Annotated in this window: 15 protein-coding genes; 5 read left to right on the plus strand and 10 right to left on the minus strand. The window is 61.9% G+C overall.

The annotated features are described in order from the left end of the window. The first annotated feature begins 12 nt into the window (after window positions 1-12). Window positions 13-1,686, plus strand: coding sequence for an FAD-dependent oxidoreductase (locus tag C1876_RS00420; RefSeq protein WP_114544749.1), 1,674 nt, complete (start codon window positions 13-15; stop codon window positions 1,684-1,686). A gap of 65 nt (window positions 1,687-1,751) precedes the next feature. On the opposite strand, the gene C1876_RS00425 is transcribed toward C1876_RS00420, so the two are convergent. Next, the gene (locus C1876_RS00425; protein ID WP_114544750.1) at window positions 1,752-3,203 is read right to left on the minus strand and encodes a response regulator transcription factor; all 1,452 of its coding nucleotides are present in this window, start codon (window positions 3,201-3,203) and stop codon (window positions 1,752-1,754) included. Window positions 3,204-3,480: 277 nt separating this feature from the next. Here C1876_RS00425 and C1876_RS00430 point away from each other — a divergent pair, with 277 nt between their 5' ends. Further along, window positions 3,481-5,361: an FAD-binding protein gene (locus C1876_RS00430; RefSeq protein ID WP_114544751.1), complete on the plus strand. Its 1,881-nt coding sequence runs from the start codon at window positions 3,481-3,483 to the stop codon at window positions 5,359-5,361. Window positions 5,362-5,437: 76 nt separating this feature from the next. On the opposite strand, the gene C1876_RS00435 is transcribed toward C1876_RS00430, so the two are convergent. From C1876_RS00435 to C1876_RS00465, 7 genes are all read right to left on the minus strand, one after another. Next, window positions 5,438-6,844, minus strand: coding sequence for a sodium-dependent transporter (locus C1876_RS00435; RefSeq protein ID WP_114544752.1), 1,407 nt, complete (start codon window positions 6,842-6,844; stop codon window positions 5,438-5,440). A gap of 151 nt (window positions 6,845-6,995) precedes the next feature. Continuing rightward, window positions 6,996-7,277 (minus strand): molybdopterin-binding protein, encoded by a 282-nt coding sequence (locus C1876_RS00440; protein WP_114544753.1) that lies wholly within the window; start codon window positions 7,275-7,277, stop codon window positions 6,996-6,998. After that, entirely contained in the window at window positions 7,274-8,158 is an 885-nt protein-coding gene (locus C1876_RS00445) for a molybdopterin-dependent oxidoreductase (protein WP_114544754.1), read from the minus strand. Before C1876_RS00445 ends, C1876_RS00440 begins: the two co-directional genes overlap by 4 nt. 14 nt (window positions 8,159-8,172) lie before the next feature. Continuing rightward, window positions 8,173-9,741 carry a molybdopterin-dependent oxidoreductase gene (locus C1876_RS00450; protein WP_114544755.1) on the minus strand — a complete coding sequence of 523 codons (1,569 nt, stop codon included), beginning with the start codon at window positions 9,739-9,741 and terminating at the stop codon, window positions 8,173-8,175. Between the two features lie 223 nt (window positions 9,742-9,964). Then, entirely contained in the window at window positions 9,965-10,858 is an 894-nt protein-coding gene (locus C1876_RS00455; protein WP_114544756.1) for a MerR family transcriptional regulator, read from the minus strand. A 100-nt stretch (window positions 10,859-10,958) separates the two neighbouring features. Beyond that, a complete protein-coding gene (locus tag C1876_RS00460; RefSeq protein ID WP_114544757.1) occupies window positions 10,959-12,404 on the minus strand; it encodes an aminopeptidase in 1,446 nt (481 codons plus the stop codon). A 160-nt stretch (window positions 12,405-12,564) separates the two neighbouring features. Next, a complete protein-coding gene (locus tag C1876_RS00465; RefSeq protein ID WP_114544758.1) occupies window positions 12,565-13,989 on the minus strand; it encodes a response regulator transcription factor in 1,425 nt (474 codons plus the stop codon). A gap of 276 nt (window positions 13,990-14,265) precedes the next feature. On the opposite strand from C1876_RS00465, the gene C1876_RS00470 reads away from it, so the two are divergent. Continuing rightward, entirely contained in the window at window positions 14,266-15,780 is a 1,515-nt protein-coding gene (locus tag C1876_RS00470; RefSeq protein WP_114544860.1) for an FAD-dependent oxidoreductase, read from the plus strand. A gap of 252 nt (window positions 15,781-16,032) precedes the next feature. Continuing rightward, window positions 16,033-19,308 (plus strand): ABC transporter ATP-binding protein/permease, encoded by a 3,276-nt coding sequence (locus C1876_RS00475; protein ID WP_114544759.1) that lies wholly within the window; start codon window positions 16,033-16,035, stop codon window positions 19,306-19,308. Between the two features lie 77 nt (window positions 19,309-19,385). Here C1876_RS00475 and C1876_RS00480 read toward each other — a convergent pair whose 3' ends face one another. Further along, on the minus strand, window positions 19,386-20,240 hold the full coding sequence (locus C1876_RS00480; RefSeq protein WP_211309475.1) for a KilA-N domain-containing protein: 855 nt from the start codon (window positions 20,238-20,240) through the stop codon (window positions 19,386-19,388). Window positions 20,241-20,477: 237 nt separating this feature from the next. Next, complete coding sequence (locus C1876_RS00485; protein ID WP_114544761.1) at window positions 20,478-22,181, minus strand: FAD-dependent oxidoreductase; 1,704 nt, start codon at window positions 22,179-22,181, stop codon at window positions 20,478-20,480. Between the two features lie 210 nt (window positions 22,182-22,391). Between C1876_RS00485 and C1876_RS00490 the strand changes: the two genes are divergently transcribed. Then, a complete protein-coding gene (locus C1876_RS00490) occupies window positions 22,392-23,822 on the plus strand; it encodes a response regulator transcription factor (RefSeq protein WP_158544506.1) in 1,431 nt (476 codons plus the stop codon). Window positions 23,823-23,879: the final 57 nt, after the last annotated feature.

Raw genomic sequence — 23,879 nt, forward strand, 5'->3', positions numbered from 1 at the left:
AAAGGGGAACTCATGAGTTTGACTCGACGCGATCTGTTCAAGGGAGCCGGCATCGCCGCCGCAAGCGTGGCAGCGGCCGGAGCATTGGGCGGCTGCGCGCAGCAGGCGTCCGCCGCAACCGATTGGAAGCCGTCAACCTGGGATTACGAGACCGACGTGCTGGTCATCGGGTATGGCGGTGCCGGCCTGTGGGCCGCCGTCACCGCAAAGGACGAGGGCGAGGCCGACGTGCTCGTGCTTGAGAAAGCGCCTTCGCGCGGGGGCGGCAACTCGTCCATCAACATGGGCGAGTACACCTGGGTCGACGACATCGACGGCGCCGTGCAGTACATCACCGGTTTCTCGAAGAACCACACGCCCGAGGACATCGCCCGCGCGTGGGCCGAGGAATGCTACCAGAACATGGACTACTGCGATTACTGGGGCATCGAGACCGAGCTCAAGAAGGGCACGAACGCTTCCGGCGGCACGTCGAGCTGCGAGTATCCGTTCATCGAAGGTGCCGAATCCATGCACGTCTGCTCGTTCGGCGACCCCACGAAGGGCGGCAACGCAGGGTGGCACACGCTCGATCAGGTGCGCGCCGACCTGGGTATCGAGGTGGTGTTCAACTGCCACGACGAGGAGCTCATCCAAAACCCCGAGACGAAGGAAATCGTCGGCTGCTACACGCTCATCGGCGACGATGCCACGCCGAAAGCCGTCAAAGCGCGCAAGGGCGTCGTGCTCACGCTCGGCGGCTTCGAGTTCAACGACGAGCTGAAGAACGAGCACTGCAAGTGCTACCCCATGAGCGGCTTCTACGGCTGGCCGTTCAACACGGGCGACGGCATCAAGATGGTGCAGAACGTGGGCGCGCAGCTGTGGCATATGAACAACATCATCGGCTCGTACAACGCCTACTTCAAAGACGCCGAATGGCCCTATGCGTTCACCGTCACGCCGGCTGCCAACAACTACGTCATGCTCGACCGCCTGGGCAACCGATGGATCGCCGAGTCCACCTTCCTCAGCCCGCACGTGGGCTGGCACGAGTTCGAGAAGTTCAACGACGCCTCGCTGGCCGACTTCGAGCGCATTCCCACCTGGGTGGTGGCCGGCCAGGAGGTTATCGACGCAGGCCCGCTCGGGGCGGTGAAGGGCGGCGTGCTCAACACCCCCGGCGGCTCGACGGCCATCGGCATGGCGCTTGAGGACGTACCCGCCGAGTGCGGCGGCTTCGAAGGCTGGAGCACCGACAACCAGGCCGAGATCTCGAAGGGGTGGATCATCAAGGCCGACACCCTCGAAGAGCTGTGCACGAAGATGGCGGCGGTTGACAACGCTCCCGACGCCGCGTCGGTGCAGGCCACGCTTGAAACGTACAACGCGTACTGCGAGCAGGGCGCCGACCCGGCGTTCGAGCGCACCGCCGAAACGCTTGCGCCCGTGTCGATGGACGGCCCGTTCTACGCCTGGCCGCTCTATCCCGGCGGCTGTTCAACGCTCGGCGGCCCGAAGAAGGACGTGAACGCGAACGTCGTGGACTGCAACGACCAGCCTATCCCGCGCCTGTACGCCGCCGGTTGCTTCGGCAACATGGCCGGTCACACGTACGGCATCTCGGGAGGCAACAACGCCGAGAACATGGTGTGGGGCCGCATCGCCGGTCGCACCGCCGCAACCCTCGACGCCTGGGACGCGTAGCTTCAACCAACCCGAGCCCCCTCCGCAGCGCCCCGGCCCCTCCCTCGCCGGGGCGCTTTCCGCTTCTACCTGCTTCTGCCCTGCTGCTCGACGACGCTCATGAGCTCTTGCTTGGAGTGGACGCCGGTTTTCGCGTAGACGCGCTTGATGTGGGCCCACGCGGTGTTCTCGGAAATGACCAGCGTCTCGGCGATGAACTTGGCCGAACGGCCGCGCGCCAGGTAGCCCAGTATCTCGCGCTCGCGCGGCGTCAGTTCGAACTGCGCCGCCACCGCGTCGACGCCCGCGCCCAGCGCGTCGTCCACCGTGGGAACGACATCCGCGCTCGTCGCGCCTTCCCTGCCCTCCTCCGCCGCAGCGGGAGACGCGTCCTGCGGGTGCGCGCGGCGCAACGCAACCACCAGCACGATGGCCAGCGGGTAGATGGCCGCGAACGCGAGCAGCGTCAGCAGCGACAGCCCGTAGTCGGCGCTGAGCGCGCCCAACGCGCTGCCAATGGACAGGCCGATCACCAAGAACAGGCCCGAGCCGCCCAGGTACACGCTGGACAGCACGTAGCTCGACATGCGCAACGTGCGCGCCCGATCGACGATGAACAGCAGGAACACCATGCCGCACACGTCGTAGCAGGTGATCATGACGAGACCGGCCAGCCCGCCGAGCGCCTCGCCGAAGAACGGCAGCAGCGAGAGGATTGCCAGCATCGCGGGAAGGCAGCCTTTGTAGACGGCGGTGGGATCGGGGTGGCGCATGGTCAGTCCCGCCACCAGCGCGGTGATCGCCGTCGCCGCCACCAGCGGCATCCACATGTTCACATCGCCCACGATGCTCTCGGACCGCGAGCCCAGCACGGTGGTATGCAGGATGCCCACAACGCCCACCAGCACGAACAGGCACAGGCACGCCTGCAACAGCGTGAGGCGGTCGCCGCGGTTCGCCGGAAGAAGCGCGGCGTGTTCGGCAAACGCGAGCGTCCGCTTGCACCGCACGAGCAGGCACGCCGAAGCAGCCACCGCCACGATGGACAGCATGCTTGCCGCAAACGATCCCAGCAGGGGCAGCACCGACACCAGCACGCATTGCACGACGAGCCCGCCTACGATCTGGTACACGCCGTACGCAGCCTCGGGCTCCGCGACGAACACCTCGAGCCACGCGGCATTGAGCACCGTGAGCGCGAAGCCGCACAGCACGCCGTAGAACACGGCCGCCACCGCGAACGGCAGCCCCGTCATCACGCCGGTAGCGCTCAAGAAGAACCCGACGAGCAGCGCGATCACCGCCGGAACCTGAGACAGCGCGCCCGGGCGAAGCCGCCCCGCGCGCACTAGCGCGATGATGACGAGCGCCGTCGTGAACGAAGCGGCATTCATCGCGAACATGAAATCGAGCTCGGACACGAACCCGACGGTAGAGGACACCGACCCCATCGCCGTGATGTAGGCAACGGAAATCGCGGTCTTGCACAGACCGAAGCCGAGCGCCCCGAGGGCTATGCCTGCAAACCTGTTCGCCACGCAATTTCCTCCCCGCTGCATTGTACCTTGTCTTGCGCGGGACAATGCGGGCACCGGCCGGAAAACCGTCCGCTGTCCCCCGCAGTCGAATGCCCTTGAACAGGCTAAATACAAAAAATAACCGAAAATGGGCGAGACGAAAACCGTCGATTTCGACCTGTGTACCGATTATCGGGGTCGACTCCGACCGCCCCGTCTGACGATACTCGCTTTGTTCATTTCGGCGCGGCGCGGCAATGCCGACGCCCCGCCGACCGATCAAGGAGGGAGCTTCATCATGGAACTCAATCGCAGGGACTTTCTCAAGGGATCGCTCGCGCTCGGCGGCGTCGCCGCGCTGGGCGGCTTGGCGGGATGCGCCGCGCCGCAGCAGACGAGCGACGGCCAAGCGAAGGACGCCGAACCGGACAAGAAGAGCGTGCCCGATAGCTTCACCGACGGCAAGTGGATCGGCACGGCCATGGGCCACGATGACAACCTGCTGGTGCAGGTGACCGTCGCCGGCGGCGACATCGCGGGCATCAGCGTGCTGCGCTGCGACGACACCATCGGCATCGGATCGACCGCCGCACCGATGATGGCCGCGAAGATCCTCGAAGCCAAGAACCTCGACGTCGACACGGTCACCGGCGCCACCACCACCTCGATGGCCGTGCAAAGCGCCGTAGCCGACGCGATCACGAACGCCGGCGGCAACCCCAAGGACTTCCGCCTGGGCGCTTCGACCCCCAGCGGAGGCACCGCGCAGACCGCCGACGTGGATGTGGCGTTCATGGGCGCCGGCACCGCGGGGCTCATTGCGGCGACGCGCCTGCTGGAAGCCGGCAAGACGGTGGTGCTCTTCGAGAAGCAGGACCTCGCCGGCGGCTCCATGCCCATGACGTATTCGGGCGTCGCCGCCGCCGAATCGCAGCTGCAGGCGAACTACGCGCTCGGTCGCGCCGACGACAACCCCATGTACAACAAGGAGGGCATGCTGGGCGTCATGCAGAAGTACCTCGTCCCCGAGAACGACCGCTTCGACGGCGCCATGCCGTACCAGACGGCCATGTACTCGAACTCGGGGCAGCTCGTGGATTGGATGCACGGCATCGGCGTGGGCTTCTACAGCCTGGGCGTGAACAAGGCGTACGGCGTGACGCCGTACCTGGCCCCCGGTTGCTACATGGGCGGTTGCGGATACGCGAAGGACTTCCTGGTCGACCGTATCGGCGCGCTCGGCGGGCAGATCGTGTACGCGACGAAGGTGACGGAGCTCGTGCAGGATGCCGACGGTCGCGTGACCGGGCTCAAGGCGGAAGGGCGCGACGGCTCCACGTGGACCGTCACGGCGAAGGCCGTATGCCTCACGTCGGGAGGGTTCGCCGCGAACAAAGACATGATCAAGGAGCACTACCCCCAGTACGCCGACTTCAAGTTCAACTGTGCGCCCGGCTCCACCGGCGACGGCATCGAACTGGGGCAGAAAGCGGGCGGCGCCATCGAATGCATGGGGCGTGACCTGGGCGCGTTCCTGTCCACCACGAACCAGGCCGGCTCGAACTTCGAGATCGCCTTCCTGTACCAGACCACGCCGGGCATCCTCGTGAACGCGTCGGGCAAGCAGTTCGGCAACATCATGTCGGACAACCACGGCGTGCTCGGACGCGCGCTCCTCGACGAAGCCAACGGCGGCGCGTTCTACTACATCACCGACGAAGCGGGCCGCATCACCACGAACAAGAACGAGCTGTACGCCATGGACACCTACAAGTGCCTCGAGCATCGCGGCGACATGGTGCACTACGATTCCGTGGAAGCCGCAGCCGAGGAGCTGGGGCTGACCGACCTCGCCGCCACGCTCGAGACGCACAACGCCCACGCGCTCGCCGGCGAGGAGGACGAGTTCGGGCGTAAGAAGCTGCCGTACCTCGACACGCACGACGGCGTTTGGGTGGTGTCCTGCATCCCCACGTTCTACCTGACCACGGGCGGGTTGGCTATCGACACCAAGGGGCGCGTGCTCAACGAGTCGGGCGAGGCCGTCGCCGGCCTGTACGCAGCGGGCGACGTGTGCGGATCCATCGAGGAGAAGGACGGCCGACCCTACGCGATGGGCTTCGATGCCGCCATGAACTACGGCTACCTCATGGCCGAAACCGTGAAGAGCGAGATCTAAGCTGTAGTGGGGGCCGCACCCGCCAGCGGCCCCTTTCCGCTCGGCCTCGCGGCGCGCCCCCTCCAGCGCAGCGAGCCTACCCCATCCCCAGCCACGTGCGCACGATGGGAACGTAGCCGGCTATGAACACGACGGTGATGAGGCCCGGCAGCACGTAGCGGATGTACAGGCGGGTCCAATGCGGGAAGCCGATGCCCTTGCCGGTGTCGGCCTCGCGGATGAAGGCGTTCCAGCCCCAGCCGCGCTTCGTCGTGCAGAACAGCAGCAGCACGAGGCTGCCGATGGGCAGCACCGTGTTCGAGATAAGGAAGTCCTCGATGTCGAGGATGTTGCCGATGCCGGGCACCTCGACGCCCGCCCACAGGTTGAAGCCGAGCACGCACGGCAGCGACAGCAGCGCGAGCGCGATGCCGTTCACGATGCACGCTTTCGTGCGCGGCATACCCCACTCGTCCATGCTGAAGCCCACGATGTTCTCGAACACAGCGATGACGGTGGACAGCGCCGCAAAGCTCATGAACAGGAAGAACAGCGCGCCCCACAGCTGGCCGAACGGCATCTGCGAGAACACGCTGGGCAGCGTGATGAACACGAGGCCCGGCCCCGCGCCCGGCTCGACGCCGAACGCGAAGCACGCCGGGAAGATGACGAGACCCGCCATGATGGCCACGAGCGTGTCGAGGCCGGCAATGCTGAGCGCCTCGCCCGTGAGCCGCCGGTCCTTGCCGATGTAGCTGCCGAAGATGGACATGGAACCCACGCCCACCGACACCATGAAGAACGCCTGCCCCATGGCCGCGAACACGGCGTCGAAGAACGTCGACCACTGCTCGGTAGGCGTCGCACCGGCGAACAGCTTCGCGAAATCGGGCATGAGGTAGAACGACAGGCCCTCCTGCGCGCCCGGCAGCGTGACCGCGCGCACGCACAGGATGGCGAGCACCGCGAACAGGGCGCCCATCATCACCTTCGTCACGCGTTCGATGCCCTTCTGCAACCCCGCGCGCGTGGTCAGCACGCCGATGGCCACGGTGATCACCATGAACCCGGCCGACTCCACGGGGTTCGCCAGCAAGCCGTCGTACACCGCCTTCACGCCCGCCGCGTCGATGCCCTCGAACGTGCCCATGGCGCTACGCACCATGAACGCCAGCATCCAACCCGTCACCACGGTGTAGAACATCATGAGAAGGTAGTTGCCGCCGAGCGCGACCCACTTGAAGCGATGCCACTTCGAGCCCGCCGGCTCAAGCGCGTCGTAGCTGCGCGCGATGCCCTTTTGACTGGCACGCCCCACCGAGAACTCCATGATGAGAATGGGGAGCGCGAACACGAGCAGGAAGAACATGATGAGCAGCACGAAGGCCGCGCCGCCGTACTGCCCCACGATGTAGGGGAACCGCCACACGTTGCCCAACCCGATGGCGCACCCGGCGCTGATCAGGATGAACCCCAGACGGGATCCGAATTTTTCTCGAGCCACTCTGCCTCGCTTATCGAAAGCGCCCGGCCATCAGGCTCGAAGCGCGCATGAACAATGCGAGCAGTGTAGCGGAAAAGCGGGGTATCGCCAACAGAAAAGGGCGAGCCGTCACCATACGACGCCCCGCCCCCACAAGTACAACGCGCACGCCCTACGCCGTTGCCCGAATAACGGCGAGCGCGGCTTCGGGACTCGTCGCGCCCACATCGTTCACCGAGCGCACCCACAGGCGGTACTCCCCCACCCGCGGCGGCTGGAACTCGAACGACCAGTCCACCGGCTGATAGTCGTTCGTGTTCTCGAAGGGATACGTCGTCCACGAGGCCCCTTCGTTAAGCGAAAACTGCACCCCGCTCACCGCATGGCCCAAGTCGTACGAACGCCCCGTGATAACAACGAGCCGGCCGGCGCGGGCGGCCACGTCGCCGATCATGCCGAGCGCCCTTCGAGCACGCTCGCGTTCGGCACGTTCTTGGCCTGATCGCGTGCGGCGGCCGAACCCGGCGCGGGCGGCGGCGTCTCCTGCGTGCGCAGTTCGATGGAGGCGACGTCACGCACGAAGTAGCGCGCGGACGTCGACCCCAGCCACAGCTGATTCGAGCCGCCCATGGCGTTGTCCACCGCTTCGCCGTTCACCGCATACACGATGAGGCTGTGGCGCTGCGTCACGTAGCTCAGCGGCAGCGCCGTCTCGTAGCCGTCGCGGGATGTGAACACGATGGTGTTCGCGCCCTCGCTCACCTGCGCCCGCTCGAGCAGCGAGCGGATGGTCACGCCCGTCACTTCGGCCGACACGCTCGCGCGCCCGTCGGCCGGGTTGCCGCCGCACGAACAGCCCAACACGACGGGATGATCGTCGTCGGACGCCAGATCGTCGAGAGGAGCCGCGAACACGTGCTGCACGTCGCCCGTCACCGTCAGCTCGTTCGCGACCGCCGCCTCGCCCGCCGCACTCGCGCTATCCGCTTCGCCGCGCACCGCCAGCTGCTCGGACGAGGCCCCGCACAGGTACGCTGGCGCCTTCTTGAACACGCGCGCGATATCGTCCACGCTGTCCACCGCGCCCTGCCCGTACGACAGCCTGCCCTGCACCGTATCCAGCCGCACCACCTGCGACGCCGGGTCGACCGTCGCCGTCGCCGTCGCCGCGCTCTCCGCGCGCGCCGCCGTCCCGGCTGCGCCATCGCTCGCCGCGCCGGCCCCCGCCTGCGCGCCGTCCCATCCCGCCGCTTCGGCCACGGAGCCGCCGCACACGCCCAGCATCATGGCCGATGCCGCCGCAACGCCCCACACCGCTGAAGACTTCGTTTTCATGGCTACCCCTCTCCTTACGCCGTGCGGGCGTTGAACAGTTTCTCCAAAGGTTCTTCGGTCACCAGGCCGCTCTCGGACGTCGCGCGCACGCGCAGCACGTACGCCGTGTCGGTATCAGCTTCGGGCGTAATGGTGAAGCTCCAGGTCACCCACTGATCGGTGTTCGCGTTCGGCGTTTCGCAGCGCGTCCACGTCTCGCCGCCGTCCATTGAGAACTCGATGCCCGTGATGGGGTCATCCCACGCGCTCGCGTAGCCCTTGACGGCGTACGGCTCGCCCGCGGCAACCACTTGCCCCTCGTCGAGGTTGAAGATGCCCACGTTCGGCTTGTTGTAGAAGCCGCCCTCGCTCTTCACCCAACCCTTGTAGTCGTCCACTTCTTCATCGGCATTGCAGATGACCACGTCGGAAAGCTCCTTCGTGAACACCGGAGCGCCCACGCCGCCAGCCCACAGCTGCACGGGATAGCCCTGCCGCCACGACAGGCGTTCGCCGTCGATCTCGTACACGATGAGTACCTTCTGCCCCTCGAGCGACGAGAGGTACACCGAATTCGAGTTGCCGTCGGGAGAACCGGCGAACATCGACACCGCGTCGTCGGTGAGACCGGCCTTGTCAAGCAGCCAATCAAGCGGAATGCCGGTGACCATGGATTGCCCGATCAGGGGGCCGCCCGTTGGGTTGTACGTGCAATGCATCACCATCGGCACCGTCTCCGAGGGAGCCTCGGCAATGAGATCGGTCAGCTGATAGGTGACGTCCTGGTCCACTTCGCCCGTGACGGTGATGGTCCAGTCGTTGAACATTTGCTCGTCGAGCGGCACATTGTTGGCCTCGTTGTCGGCGCGGACGTAGTCGAGGTCCCAATACTGCCAGTCGAAATCGAAGATGCTCTCAGCGGGAATGGTCTCCTCCTGCGAGAACGTGAAATCGCCTTCGACGTCCTCTACCGGCGTGATGCCGCGCAGCTGATCGTGCTTGACCACGTCCCACAGCTGCATGCCCTCATCGTCGTTCGTGGCGTTGTGGCAGTTCCAGCACGCGGCCTTGTCGTCGGTATCGTGGATGCCGTGAATCACCGTGCCGAACGAGTTCTCAATGGTCTGGTATCCCGGCCCCTCCTCGTGACAGTCGAGGCACTGCTGCAAGGTGACCTCGATACCCAAGTCGTTGCTCAGCTTCACGTGTCCGTACGGCATGGCATCGATCGTCGCCGCCAAATCTTCGTGACACGCGTTGCATCCGCGCGCGTCGGCCTTCGCATAGTACGTGTTGTACGGAACGTTTTTCTCGGGATGGTTGTACGCCGCGTCGGCGTCCTGCGACGTCGAGTAGTCCTCAGTCGGCGTGCGTTGGATGACGGTGCCGTCGTCCCGCGTTTTGACGATGGGATTGAGCGGGTCGTAGTCGAGTATGCTCACCGTGTTCGCCACGGCACTCGATGCGTTCGTAGCGCCCGACGCCGGCGCGCCCGCTTGCTCCTCGGTGCCCTGCTGCGGCGCGCATCCCGCCAACGCCGCCACGAGAGCCACGCAGCTTGCCGTTGCGGCAAGGCGCCCGAATCCCTTGAACGTGTCGCTCATGGGTGTCCCCTTTCCTGGTATGCCGTTGTTCCTTGAAACCCCTGCGGAAAGCGTATGCTTTACCGGCGGGGCAAGGTCAAGCAGGCACATCAGGTGTGAGCTGCAAGGGGCGTGGTCGCTCGCAGGTGACGCCCTTGAGGGGAAAGGGCTGTTTGCCAACGCGAAATCGCTGGTCAACGCATTGTCGATCAGCGCTCAAGCAACCTTCCACCCGCGGGAATGTTTACGCCGTCCCATCCGCGCACGGATCGTAGCGCACGGGCAGGCACAGCTTGAAGAACATGTCGCGACGCTCGAACAGGAACTCCGGCGTGTCGGCAATTACCTCGCCCACGTAATCGCCCGCGATGGCGAAATGCTTGTGGTGCGCATAGTCCAACATGCGCTCGAGCAGCACCGTCTCGGCATCCTCGCCGCGCTCGGTGGTGGCGCCCGCGCAATACATGGTGAGGTGATCGCCACCGGGCAGCACTTCGGCGGCCTCGAACGCTTCACCGAACGCTTCGTCCACGAACACGAACGACGACTCGAAGCGCAGGTCGCCCGCCGCCAAACGCTCGTGCGGGATGATGCAGCCGACGCTGCGGAACAGCGAGATAGGCCAGCCGCGTTCCACGATCACCCGTTTGATGGCGCGCAGCGTGAGCTCCCAATTGTCCATGGCCTCCCGACCGTCGTACGTGGTCAGCAGGTGCGGGTCGTCGTTCGCGAATTTCAGCACGGTGCGCGGCGGCAGATGCTCGAGCATGATCTGATTGCACAGCGGCCGATGCAGGTACGTGTCGCAGTGCGCGATGAGGTCGTCGGCAACCTTGTGCGCGATAGCCAGGTGACGCTCCTGCTCCGCGATACCCGCGCGGCGCTTCTGCAGCACCTCGAAGAAGAACTCCACGTCGTGAGCTTCCTCGATGGCCTTGATCTCGTCGAGCGTGAACCCCAGGATGCGAAGCTGCTGAATCATGTCGACCGTTGCGCACTGCCCCAGGTCGTAGTAACGGTAGCCCGTTTCCTCGTCCGTGCGCGCAGGCTCGAGGATCCCCTTCATATGGTAGAGGCGCAGCGCTTTCTCGGACACGCAGTTCAGTTTCGCCATGCGACCGATGGTCAGTTCGTCCATAGTACCCCCTCGTCTTGCACGACGTGATACTACCGCATACCGGGGGCGTGTGCGCTGAGAACATGAAGCGGCGCCCGCAGGCGCCGCTTCCACCAGGTGCTTACGCGTTCTTCAAAAACGCTTCGTAGCCTTTGAAGGCTTCGTAGATGTCGGCCTTGCTCGTGACCTCCCACGGCGAGTGCATCGACAGCACGGCCACGCCCGAGTCGATGACGTCCATGCCGTACTTGGCGGGAATGTAGGCGATGGTTCCGCCGCCACCCACATCGACTTTACCCAGCTCAGCGGTTTGGAATGCCACGCCGGCATCGTCCATGATGCGGCGGATGCGCGCCACGTACTCGGCGTTCGCGTCGTTCGAGCCGCTCTTGCCACGGCTGCCCGTGTACTTGTTGAACACGAGGCCGCGCCCCAGAAACGCCGAGTTCTTCGTCTCGAAAGCGGCGGCGTACGCGGGGTCGAAGCCGGCGGACACGTCGGAGGACAGCATGCTCGACGCGGCCAGCGCGCGACGCAGCGGCAACGGGCCGCTCTCGCCCGCAAGCTCCATGATCTCGGCGATGGTGTTCTCGAAGAACTGCGAGGCCATGCCGGTAGCGCCCACGCTGCCGATCTCCTCCTTGTCCACGAGCACGCACACGGCCGTCTTCGCCGGATGCTCCACCGCCAGTTGCGCCACGAGCGACGTGTAGGCGCACACGCGGTCGTCCTGCCCGTAGCCGATCACCATGCTGCGGTCGAGCCCCAGGTCGCGTGCGCGGCCGGCGGGCACCATCTCGATTTCGGCCGACAGGAAGTCGTCTTCGGCAATGCCGTACTTCTCGGCCAGCAGCTTGAGCGCGAACGCCTTGACGGGCTCTTTGTCGGCGTCGATGGGGGCGTCGGTTGCGTCCGCGGGAACGTCGGAACCGTCCGCCGGGCTATCCGCGGACGCAGGGGTATAGGGGCGGTTGCCCACGAGGATGTCGAGGTCTTCGCCTTCCACCACTTCGTTGGCCTTCTTCGCCATCTGCTTGCCGGCCAGGTGAATGAGCAGGTCGGTGACGCAGAACACGGGGTCGCCCGGGTCGTCGCCCACCTGCACGTCCACCACGGTGCCGTCCTTCTTCGCAATCACGCCGTGCATGGCCAGCGGCAGCGTGACCCACTGGTAGTTCTTGATGCCGCCGTAATAGTGCGTGTCGAGGTGCGCGAACCCGTTGGATTCGTACAGGGGGTTCTGCTTGAGGTCGAGGCGCGGGCTGTCGATGTGCGCGCCCAGGATGTTGAGGCCCTCCGCAAGCGGCTTGTCGCCGAGGTGCGCCAGGATGAGCGCCTTGCCGTGCGCCTGCGCCCACACCTTGTCGCCCGCCTTGAGCGCGCGACCTTCGCGCACCGCGTCGTCGAGGCTCGCGTAGCCGTGCTCTTCCGCCAGCGCGATGGCCGTTCGGGCGCACTCGCGCTCGGTCTTGTTGTCCGAGATGAAATCGATGTACTCCGCCGCCAAATGCTCGAGCGCCTCAAGGTCCGCTTCGTCGTACTTTTTCCAGGCCACGTCATGTTCCATATGCTCGTTCGTCCTTTCGCTTCGGCCGCGTGCTTGCGACGCGGTTCGGTTTCTTTCGAAACTATTATGAACTATTCCGAAAGCTACGCGAAGCAACAAGACCCATTCGTCAGAATACCGTGCGCCAGTCTCCCGAGCCGTACGCTCACCGCCAATCCGTTCAGATCCCCTGGATGATATCGATAAGCTCTTGCTTGTTGTGGATACGCATCTTTTGATACACGTTCTTGATGTGGTCGCGTACCGTGTTCTCCGAAATGAACAGTTCCTGGCTGATAAAGGCACGGTTCCTTCCTTGAGCGTACAGCAGGATCACTTCTATTTCCCGATCGGACAGACCATGCTTAACTGCAAGCCGGTCAATTTGCTCGGTCAGAAGCGTCAGCCGGTCACCCGTAAGCGTAGGATTCAAATCGGCGAACAATCGCAATTCCCGCGACTGATGCACCCGCATGAAAAAGAACAGCGCGATGAGCAGGAGATACAAAATTGCAAGCGATAGAGCCAGCTGATTAAGCTCGACAGTCACCACATGAATCGGCAGAAATCCCAAGCCCATACACAAAGCATACAAAGACCAGCCAAAGCCATACACCATATCGGAAGTATAGGAACTGTTGTGCGCCACATCCGCCAAAGCCAGATAGTAGAACACGATAACGAACATCTGCGCCGCGGTGAATATTGCAATGGAAAGAGATCCCATAGTTCCCTCTCCGAATCCAGCGACCACCAGCCCCGTTGCCGCCATAAGCAGCACGATAAACCATAGGTTCGAGAACTCGAAATCCTCTTTCCATCGATACGCGACGAAAAGCGCCGACACGCCAACCGCAACGGTGACCACATGCGCGACGATCCGAAACTCAATCGGAAGAGAGAAAACCTGCAGCCCCATCGACATAAAAAGGCCAATGGCGAATGCGAAAAGCATGACGCCGAAGCCCATGTTCTTCAGCGTGTACAGCGTTTTCGCTGAGAACCGCTCAACCTTGAGCTTCGATGGCGGTCGCTCCTTGTTCGCAATCCACCAGCAACCCATGGACAGAAGCGGGAAAGCCGCGCACGCAAAAGCGCCAATCACGTCGGAATGCAAGAACGCGATGAAGAGCTTAAGCACCGCCGAAAGCACAAGCGATCCCAACACGCACCATATTGCAGGCTTGACATCAAGCTGCTTGTAAAACGACCCCCAAACCAAATAAAGCCAACCGATGAACATCCCGCTCATAGCGCCCAAAGCGAGCACAACAACATTGGAATTCGAAAGTGGGCTGGGCACGACAAGCATCATGGCAACCGCCCCCGCAAGGACAGGAAGCACAAGAAGCGCGCCTCGCTTCGTGGAAAGGTTCTCCCCCGCCCTTCTCGAGAGGAAGAACATCACAATACAGGACAACGCCGTACCCAGATATTGCACAACCTGAAATATGCCCTCAACATCGTTGAAGACAAGGCGCTGCGTGCTGTAGGTATAGCAAAACGAAAGACCCAGCCCAAACGGAAACAGCGAAAGACGCATACCGAAGTACTCTAATATCCCCGAGATTCCTTCACTCGATGCGCGCGATTCCCTGACACCCATGACCCCTCCCCCGTCGGCTTATGGCCGGAAGAATACCTTATTTCGGACACGATAATGGAGAGATCGAGCCTCAAACTCCCCATTTGTCCAAAACCACCCTTTTCGTAGCCCCCGTCCTCTGCGAAAAACACCCGTACCGTAGCCCTCGATCGCCTCGATTTCCTACGCTTTGGGAATTCGATCACTGGCACACTTGAACCAGTCCGAAAGCTTGGGGAGCACGGATGGGCACCGGATGTCACCGGCGTCGCAAAACGAACAACAAGGAGGTTCATCATGAACGAACGTACCGTATCAAGGAGACACTTCATCGGGGGAGTTGCTTCATTGGGTCTTGTCGGCGCAGCAGGTGCTCTCACGGGATGCGCGCCTAACAAGAGCGAGAACGCCGCTTCTTCAGGCAATCTAAACGAAGAGGGGCACGTGGCCGAAAAGGAATACGACGTCATCGTCGTTGGCGCGGGGCTCGCAGGCATATCGGCCGCGCTCAAGCTACGCGACCTCGGAGTGCAAAACACGCTGCTCGTCGAAAAGGGCGGAACCCTGGGCGGATCATGCAATGCGACCATCTCAGGCGGCGCATTCAACATCCCCATGGAAGACACCGACGAAGGCCGAGCCGCGCTCGTCGAGATCTACAACACAAAGAGCAAGGGCGAGGGCGATCCCACCATCACCCAGATGATCGCCGACGGCATCGTCGAAGCGATCGACTGGATGAAATCGCACGGCGGCGAGTTCACCGAGCCGACCCAGCTCGTTCCTTGGGACTGCCTGCAATTGTATGCAGCGCCGGGAAACGCGGAAGGAATGGGGCCGTTGCTCAACACCCTCGCAAACGCATACACTGATGCAGGCGGCGAGACGGCGACCAAAACCAAACTGCTCGATTTCGTCTTCAACGACAAGGGCGCCGTAGCGGGGGTGAAGGTCCGCAGCGACAAGGGATTCGAGATCATAAAGGCCAAGGCGACGATCATCGCTACCGGGGGGTACGTCGCGAACAAGCAATTGCTCGAACAGTACATCGGACCCGATGGTGACAGCATCATGGTTCGCGGGCAGAAAGAGCTTGCAGGAGACGGCATCAACGCAGCAGTTCGTGCAGGAGGCATGTACTACCAGATGGGCGGGGCGCAAGCGCTGCACATGGCCGCGGTCGCACCGAAGAACCCCGCCATCTGTAACCCCTTCAACGCCATCGCCTACACCCTCGCCATCAACACGCTCGGACAACGCTACACCGACGAATCCAAGGGCTACGTGAACAACGGCAAGGCCGTCACATCGCAGCCAGGCCAAAAATGCGCGCTCGTCTTCGACGAAACCGTCGCAGCGATGGACGCGGTGAAAAGCGATATGGAGAAGTTCCACAAGCAAGGAGCCGACGTCGTCGAAGCAACGTCCCTTGAGGAATTGGCCGAAAAAATCGAGGTACCCGCCGATGCGCTCAAGGCGACCGTCGAAGAGTTCAACGCGCATACAGACGGCGAATCAACGTCGGGCCTCGACGTGGAGAAAAGTGCTTGTGCCGTAATGTGCACCGGCCCGAAATTCTACGCGTTCTACCCGTTGGTACCGGGCTCCATCATGGGGTTCGGGGGCCTGTACGCAAACGAGAGCCTACAAGTGCTCGAGCCCGACGGAACGCCCATCGAAGGCTTGTACGTAACGGGCGAAGCTATCGGCGGCGTGTTCAAATACGACTACCTCGCCGGCGCATCGCTCAACCGCAGCGTCGTCACCGGCACTCAGGCGGCCTCGATCATCAGCTCTCAAGTACTGAAATAATCTTGCCCATCCCTCCCTCGAAAGCAGGCCGAGCGACACCGTGTTGCTCGGCCTGCTTTTTTGCAACTCTGCAAGAACTCATGCGCTTCAAAAGTAACCGTGGCAAAGGTAACCGTTCGGTAAACTCGGTGGAGATTGCCTATTCCTCGAAGGGGAAAGCGCGAAAATCAACCATGATTAACAAAACGTTAACTATTGTGTAACACTCGCGCATCACCTCCCTTCGCGAAGAATGCGCCGAAAGGCATCGACATGTTGCAGCTGATCAATATCTGCAAGTCGTACACGACTGCAGACTTCACGCAAACCGCCCTCGACAACGTATCCGTCTCGTTCCGCGACAACGAGTTCGTGGCCATCCTGGGCCCTTCGGGGTCGGGCAAAACCACGCTGCTCAACATCGTGGGCGGCCTCGACCATTACGACTCGGGCAACCTCATCATCGACGGCATCTCAACCGAGCAGTATAAAGACAAGGACTGGGACGCCTACCGCAACAACCGCATCGGCTTCGTGTTCCAAAGCTACAACCTCATCCCCCACCAAACGGTGCTCGCCAACGTCGAGCTGGCCCTCACGCTGTCGGGCGTGTCGCGCGCCGAACGGCACGATCGCGCCGTGGCCGCGCTGCAGAAGGTGGGCCTGGGCGACCACATCAACAAGAAGCCCAGCCAGTTGTCCGGCGGCCAGATGCAGCGCGTGGCCATCGCCCGCGCCCTCATCAACGACCCCGAAATCCTGCTGGCCGACGAACCCACGGGCGCGCTCGATTCCAAAACGAGCGTCCAGATCATGGACCTGCTCACCGAAATAGCGAACGACCGCCTGGTCATCATGGTCACGCACAACCCCGAGCTGGCCGAAGAGTACGCCACCCGCATCGTGAACCTGGCCGACGGCGTCGTGCGCAGCGATACCGACCCTTACTTGCCCACCGAAGAGGACATGCGGCAGAGCGAAAAGCCCGTTCAGCGCACGAAAATGTCGTTCCTCACCGCGCTGTCCCTGTCGTTCAAGAACCTCATGACGAAGAAGGGCCGCACGCTCATGACGGCGTTCGCGGGCTCTATCGGCATCATCGGCATCGCGGCCATCCTGGCGCTTGCCAACGGCGTGAACAACTACATCAAGTCGGTTGAGGAAGAAACGCTCTCCGAGTATCCGCTGCAAATTCAAAGCACCGGCTTCGACATGACGTCCATGATGCTGGGCGCCGCGACGGGCGCCGGCGGCAACACGGGGGGCGAGGGCGATGGCAGCGGCGACGATCAGAACCTCGTGGGCGTCACCGAAATGGTCACCAACATGTTCTCGAGCATCGGGTCGAACGACCTGGCCTCGCTCAAAGAGTACCTCGACAGCGGCGAGAGCGACATCGACCAGTACACGAACGCCATCGAGTACACCTACAACGTGGCGCCGCAGATTTTCAGCTCCAACACCGAGAAGCTGCGCCAGGTGAACCCCGACAAGTCGTTCTCCGCCTTGGGCCTGGGCTCGTCCACCAGCTCGAACAGCCTCATGTCGATGTCCATGAGCACCGACACGTTCTACGAGATGCCCAGCGACCCGAACCTCTACGAGAACCAGTACGACGTAAAGGCCGGTCATTGGCCTGAAAATCACAACGAAGTGGTGCTCGTGCTCACGGGCAGCGGCAACATCAGCGACTTCATGCTGTACACGCTGGGCCTGCGCGATGCGAGCGAGTTCGACGACATGGTGAAGGCGTTCGCCGCCGAAGAAGAGGTGACCACGCCCAGCGACATCGAGCAGCCGTCCTACGACGACATCCTGGGCATCACGTTCAAGCTGGTGCAGGCCACCGATTACTACGTGTACGACGATGAGTTCAACGTCTGGAAAGACAAGACCGACGACACGACGTACATGCGCGATCTCGTGGAAAACGGCGAGGACGTGAAAATCGTGGGCATCGTGCAGCCGCGCGACGACGCGAGCGCCACCATGCTCAGCTCGGGCATCAACTACCCGGCCACGCTCACCGACTACGTCATCGACGAGGCCGCCAACAGCCAAATCGTGAAGGACCAGCTTGCCGACCCGTCCATCAACGTGTTCACGGGCAAGCCCTTCGGCGAAGAGGACGAGGACGAAGACTCCTTCAACATGGACTCGCTGTTCACCATCAACGGCGACGCCCTCCAAGCCGCCTTCACCATCGACCAGAGCAAACTGACAAGCGGCATGTCCGGCCTGTCGCTCGACCTGTCGGGGCTCTCGCTCGACATGGGCTCGATGCCGGCGTTCGACAGCTCGTCCATCGCCATCGATCCGTCCAGCATCGATATGAGCGGGCTCATCGACTTCAGCGACATCAAGCTCGACATGGGCGACGTGCAGCCCGAAATGGATGCGGAGAAAATCCAAGCCGCCATGAAGGACATCATGAGCGGGTTCTATCCCTGGTACGCCCAGTGGGAAGGTTTTGATCCGTCCGATCCCAATAATATGCAGAAGGCCGCTGAAGCCTACATGCAAACGCCCGAGGTCCAGAAGAAGATCTCCGACGCCATCATGGGCTCCATCGATATGGACAAGGCCACCGAAGCGCTGCAGAAGCAGTTGCAGGAACAGCTGTCCGCGAAGATGCAGCAGGCGGTGCCCGCCATTGCGCAGGCGCTGCAAGGCCAGCTGCAAACGTCCATCCAAACGGCCATGACCTCGTACATGCAAACCGTGATGGCCACGTATATGCAGCAGATGTCGGCAGCCCTCGAGTCGCAGGTGTCCGCCGCCATGCAGCAGTCCATGGGCCAGCTGAGCTCCAACATGGCCAGCGCTATGAGCATCGACGAATCGGCGTTCGCGAACGCCTTCGAGATGAACATGGACGAGGAGGAGCTCACGGAGCTCATGATGTCGATGATGAACGTGGAGGACGCGTCGTACGACAACAACCTCAAGAAGCTGGGATACGCCGACCTTAACAAGCCGGGCGGCATCGACATCTACCCCATCGACTTCGAGAGCAAAGAGAAGGTCATCGACATTCTCGACGCCTACAACACCCGCATGACCGACGAGGGCCAGGACGACAAGGTGATCACGTACACCGACTTCGTGGGCACCCTCATGGCATCGGTCACCGACATCGTGAACATGATCAGCTATGTGCTGGTGGCGTTCGTGGCCATCTCGCTCGTGGTGTCGTCCATCATGATCGGCGTCATCACCTACATCTCGGTGCTCGAACGCAAGAAGGAAATCGGCATCCTGCGCTCAATCGGCGCGAGCAAGGGCGACATCAGCCGCGTGTTCAACGCCGAGACCATCATCGTGGGCTTCACGGCCGGCATCATCGGCATCGGCCTGACCATGCTCGCCTGCATCCCCGCGAACGCCATCGTGTACTCGCTCTTCGATGTGGCAAACGTGGCCTCGCTGCCCTGGCAGGCTGCCATCATCCTGATCGCCATCAGCGTGTTCCTCACGTTCCTGGCCGGCCTCATCCCCTCAAGCGCCGCCAGCCGCAAAGACCCCGTAGAGGCCCTGCGAAGCGAGTAGAAGCTTGCGATCGCTTTGACGTCGACGCCTCGGCTGCTCCACGCAGCCGAGGCGTTTTTCTACGGCGCCTGACGTGCTCAGTCGGACGCACCGGATGATAGCAACCTCGTTTCCGCATCGTATTTGATCAAAAGCGACAGCTGCTCGCGCGCGGCCCTGTTCAGAGCCATGAGCCGCTCGCCTTGCGGCACACCATGCTTGATGAGTTCGGCGTGGTAGCTTTCAAGATTGCTCAATACGATCAGCTGGTACATGTTTGCATAGTCGCGCATATTCCCCGAGCGGTCGGGGTAATCGCGTCGCCACTCAGCCGCCGTCTTGCCGAACAGCGCGACGTTAAGCACATCGGCTTCTTCCGCGTAAACCTTTGAGCGATGCACTTCGTCCACTTCGTCGGGAACCAATTTGTCCCGCACCGCATCGGTATGAAGCAGGTAATTGACCTTTGAAAGTTCTCGCGTCACCTTCCATTCAAGCGTCGACGTTTTACGCTCTTCCAGCTTGAGACGCTGATAGTCGGTAATGAGGTACAGCTTGAACTCGGGCGATACCCACGAGGCAAACTCGAACGCTATATCGGTATGCGCAAAGGTTCCTCCCCCGTAGCGTCCCGATCGCGACACCATGCCGATGGCACCGGTCTGATCGATCCACTGTCGAGGCGTAAGCACGAACGCGTTACGTCCGGCCTCTTGTTTAAAGGAGTCGAATTCGACCCCTTTAAATTCGGGGTTATGCAACCGTTCCCATAACCCGAGGTACTCGATCACCTCGCGCCCTCGCATCCAGTTCTTAATGACGTCCTTTGGCGTTGCGCTTTTGTATCGCGCGATATCGGTCAGCGAAACATAGTCCCGCCGTCCCCCGCCCGAAAAGAATGATACCTCGATTCCTTGAACCGTAAGCGTGCTGGACATATTCGCAGAAGACATGGCCCACCTCCGTCTTCTTGCATCCCTTGCCGAGAGGATCTTGCAAGCGTGGTACGGGCGACGGGGACGTCGTCGCCATCTATGGGCGGCACCAAAGGTCTTGGCGCGGCGCTTGCACTGGCTCTATCCGTTGAACCAGTATACTACAAAAGTAGAACATTTGTATGAATTCAAATCAATGACATTGGTAGGCAACCCTTGAGAGCCCGCGTCAAGCGGGCTCTCGCATTGGGGGGGCTAGAGTCCGGCAACCGTCTTGCCGGCCAATCGACCGAATGTTATGGTGCGACCGCATGCGATGCCTGGCAGCAATTCGGGATAGTTATTCGCGAAAAACCCACCGGAATCGTTCCCTGCCGCATAGAGACCGGGAATAGGATCGTGGTTTGAGTCGAGCACCTGCAGGTCTGCGTTCACGCGCAAACCGTCGAGCGTGCACAGCAACTGCCCGCCGATGGTGGCCGCACGGTACGGCGGCGTATCGATCGGCAGCATGCGATAGCTTTCCTTGCCGAAGTCCTCGTCTTTACCCAGCGCGCACAGTTCGTTGTAGCGCTCTACCGTTTTGACGAATGCCTCTTCGGGCACCTGCAGTTTCGAGGCCAAGCCCTCAAGAGTGTCCGATTCCACCACCACGCCTGCAGGAATAAGCGTTTCCTCTATCATCCCGGTTTCGGACTCGACGTTGAATATCTGCACCTGTCCGCCAGTCGGGCTCGGGATGATACGCGAGCACGCCAGCGTATGGAACTGCTCGACCTGCTCAACCCAGTTCGCATCCCACACCTCGCAGTACACACCATCGCGTTCCAACGAACCAGCGGCGTACATGAAGTCGTACGGCACGGACTCATTGCAAAAACGCTCGCCGTCTTTGTTCACTTTGAGAAATGGCTGGCTGCCGATGTGCGTCATGATGCCGGGCTGCGTGTAGGCACATCCCCCTTTCGCCCCCGCCGGAACCCCGCCGCGGTCGAACACCATCACAGTCGGTTGCTCATCCATCGCTGCGCCCGCCCACAGTGCCGCACGAATGCCGTCTCCGTAATTCGACTCTCCCGGAGCTTCGAGCGCCGTACAATGGTCGACGGCCACCTTGTTCTTCGCCGTCATCATGTCAAGGTTAGCGCAGTAGCCACCCGTCGCGACGATGACGCCTTTCGAAGCATTGAAACGAACCATGCCTTCTGACGACTTCGCGATGACGCCCGTCACGCGTCCTTGGCCACCGTCCGCTCGTTCAAGCTGCTCCATTGCCGTAGAAACCCGCACTTCGACGCCTAGATCGTCAAGTTTCCGAGCCACGAAATTTAGACTCTTCAGCTTCTCGTCGTCGTTCTGCACATTGTGCTGCATCGCATACGTTCTGTATGAGCCATGGTCGCCTACTCCGGTATCGGTCTCCAAGAACACGTACGCGTTCGAATCCTGTTCGCGAACAACATCATCGAGCCAATCGACCGTCTCACCAGAATGGTCGGCCCACAGCCGTATCAAGCGCTGATCGCAGCGATGCGAGGCGTAGAAGCACAACTGCTCGATCACCTCGTTCTTGTCAACCTCGACTCCCTTCTCCGCTTGCATCGACGAGCCGAGCGCGCCGATCCACTCGCGACAGTTAGCCCCAATCTGCGGAGTCTTCTCCAATAGCACCACACGAGCGCCCTCTTCGGCCGCAGCAGCAGCTGCGAACATGCCGCCGTTGCCGCCGCCCACCACCACGACGTCAGCTTCCACCGTCTCGACGATAGCGGACTCGGCGATCTCCTCGGGTGCCCCGAGCCAGTCGACCGCCGCCCCCTCTACCGCGGACGCCTCCTTCTTCGCATCGGCAGCGCTCTGAGGCGCGCACGAAGCCAACCCCACCGTCGCTGTTCCTGCTGCGACCAATGCTCCCAAACCTAGAAAGCCCCTTCTGCTGAGCATACCCTTCGTTCCCATCGTTTCCTCCTTCGTGAACCCAGGCGAACGCTTTCGCCTTGCATCATCGCCATCATGGGCCGAATCGAACGGCGGCACATCCTAGCTGCAAGGGGATTTTTCGTATCGCATCGGCCCTTCCGTATCCTAAAAAAGAGGGGAAATCCCCGCGCACTCCCTGAACACGAGCGAACTTGTGCTAAAAAGACCTGGGGACAGAAGGAGGGACTCATGACCACCTTGAGAACGTATTTTCGGGATATGGCCGAATGCATCGATGCAAGACTGCTATGCTCGTCCTCGGCGTACGGAACCTGTTTGCTCGGCCTCCTGTATTTCGGACCGATGCCCGGGCCTTTTTTCTCCAATGCTGCAGCTACGCAGCTTATCCCCACGGCATTGCCACTTACGTCGATCATCACGCTTGTTGCGCTCAAAACCATCTTTCGAGCACGTCGAACCGACCTGACGCGAAGCTGGCGTTGGTTCGCCGGATGCGGTATGGCCGCGGCATCTCTGGCCTTGTTCATCGCAACCCCCTCCATGGGACTACTTGCGAATCTCGCCACACTCGTCGCCTGGACGCTTGCCCCACTCTGCTTGCTAACACTCATGCGTCGATACGCACCGCTCGCCCTGCGTCGGCGCATTGCCGCAACAGCCGCATCTGCTGCATGCTCGGCGACCGGCCTGCTGATCCTCTCAATGCTCGATGCCCCAGCAACCTTCCTCGTGATAGCTGCACTTTTCATCATTGCAACAGCGTGCCTGCCTGACTCCACGGAGCGGACCGACGTACGTGCAGCTTCGCCCAGCGCAGCGGCAAAACCAATTCGCTACGCGCCTTCGTTCCTCATCACCGTCATGTTGTACGGATTCCTCGGAGTGCTCGCACAAAGCAGCGGAGAACCCCATGCGTATCTGGGCGGTCAACCGGCACTCGCCGCCGCGTTTTCCATCGCATGCATCGTGATTCTTTCACTGCTCAAAGGTCGAAAAGGGTTCGTCGAAGACTCGAACTCAGCATACAAACCGGCTCCCCTGCTCATGGCTGCGGGTCTCGCCGCCATCGCCTGGTTTCCTTCGCATCGAGCGCCTATCGGGGCAGCCCTCGTCGCAGCCGGATTCGGTGTATTCTTCGTTTACTATTGGATCGTCATCGGCAATCACATTCAAAAGTTTTCATGGCGCAGCACTGATGCCACCTCCCGAGCGCTCGTGCCGCTGTTCGCCGGCATGGCATGCGGCCGCATGAGCGCCTCCCTCATGGCAACGTTCTCTTCCGACCCGCGCCAATCCATCGTCATCTTGGGTCTGCTGATGCTCGTTGCGGTGTTATGGATGGTGACGAAGGGTGATCTGTTCGCGAACGAGCCCGGACAAGACGCAAGCGTATTCAAGCTTCAACCGCCGCAGCCCTTCCCGAGCGCAGAGGCAGCAGACGCAGCGCTCGAGACCTTCGCCCGCCGGTTCGGCATATCGAAACGAGAACAGGATGTCGTGCTCCTCTTATCGAAAGGACGAAACGTCCCGTTCATCTGCGACGAACTGTTCATAGCTAAAAGCACCGTCCAGACGCACATCAAGCATATCTACGCCAAGACGGGCGCAACGAACCGACAGGAGCTGCTGGATATCATTGAGTGCGAAAACACCGATTGAAAGCTTCGACAAGAACGGCACGACGAACGGCGAATGTGGACGTTGTGCGAATCGGAA

This window comes from Eggerthella sinensis, assembly GCF_003339815.1.
Lineage (GTDB): Bacteria > Actinomycetota > Coriobacteriia > Coriobacteriales > Eggerthellaceae > Eggerthella > Eggerthella sinensis.

Coding starts and splice junctions, on each gene's coding strand:
- C1876_RS00420 (WP_114544749.1), top strand. CDS start 13: ATGAGTTTGACTCGACGCGATCTGTTCAAGGGAGCCGGCATCGCCGCC.
- C1876_RS00430 (WP_114544751.1), top strand. CDS start 3,481: ATGGAACTCAATCGCAGGGACTTTCTCAAGGGATCGCTCGCGCTCGGC.
- C1876_RS00440 (WP_114544753.1), bottom strand. CDS start 7,277: ATGATCGGCGACGTGGCCGCCCGCGCCGGCCGGCTCGTTGTTATCACG.
- C1876_RS00445 (WP_114544754.1), bottom strand. CDS start 8,158: ATGAAAACGAAGTCTTCAGCGGTGTGGGGCGTTGCGGCGGCATCGGCC.
- C1876_RS00450 (WP_114544755.1), bottom strand. CDS start 9,741: ATGAGCGACACGTTCAAGGGATTCGGGCGCCTTGCCGCAACGGCAAGC.
- C1876_RS00455 (WP_114544756.1), bottom strand. CDS start 10,858: ATGGACGAACTGACCATCGGTCGCATGGCGAAACTGAACTGCGTGTCC.
- C1876_RS00460 (WP_114544757.1), bottom strand. CDS start 12,404: ATGGAACATGACGTGGCCTGGAAAAAGTACGACGAAGCGGACCTTGAG.
- C1876_RS00465 (WP_114544758.1), bottom strand. CDS start 13,989: ATGGGTGTCAGGGAATCGCGCGCATCGAGTGAAGGAATCTCGGGGATA.
- C1876_RS00470 (WP_114544860.1), top strand. CDS start 14,266: ATGAACGAACGTACCGTATCAAGGAGACACTTCATCGGGGGAGTTGCT.
- C1876_RS00475 (WP_114544759.1), top strand. CDS start 16,033: ATGTTGCAGCTGATCAATATCTGCAAGTCGTACACGACTGCAGACTTC.
- C1876_RS00480 (WP_211309475.1), bottom strand. CDS start 20,240: ATGTCTTCTGCGAATATGTCCAGCACGCTTACGGTTCAAGGAATCGAG.
- C1876_RS00485 (WP_114544761.1), bottom strand. CDS start 22,181: ATGGGAACGAAGGGTATGCTCAGCAGAAGGGGCTTTCTAGGTTTGGGA.
- C1876_RS00490 (WP_158544506.1), top strand. CDS start 22,392: ATGACCACCTTGAGAACGTATTTTCGGGATATGGCCGAATGCATCGAT.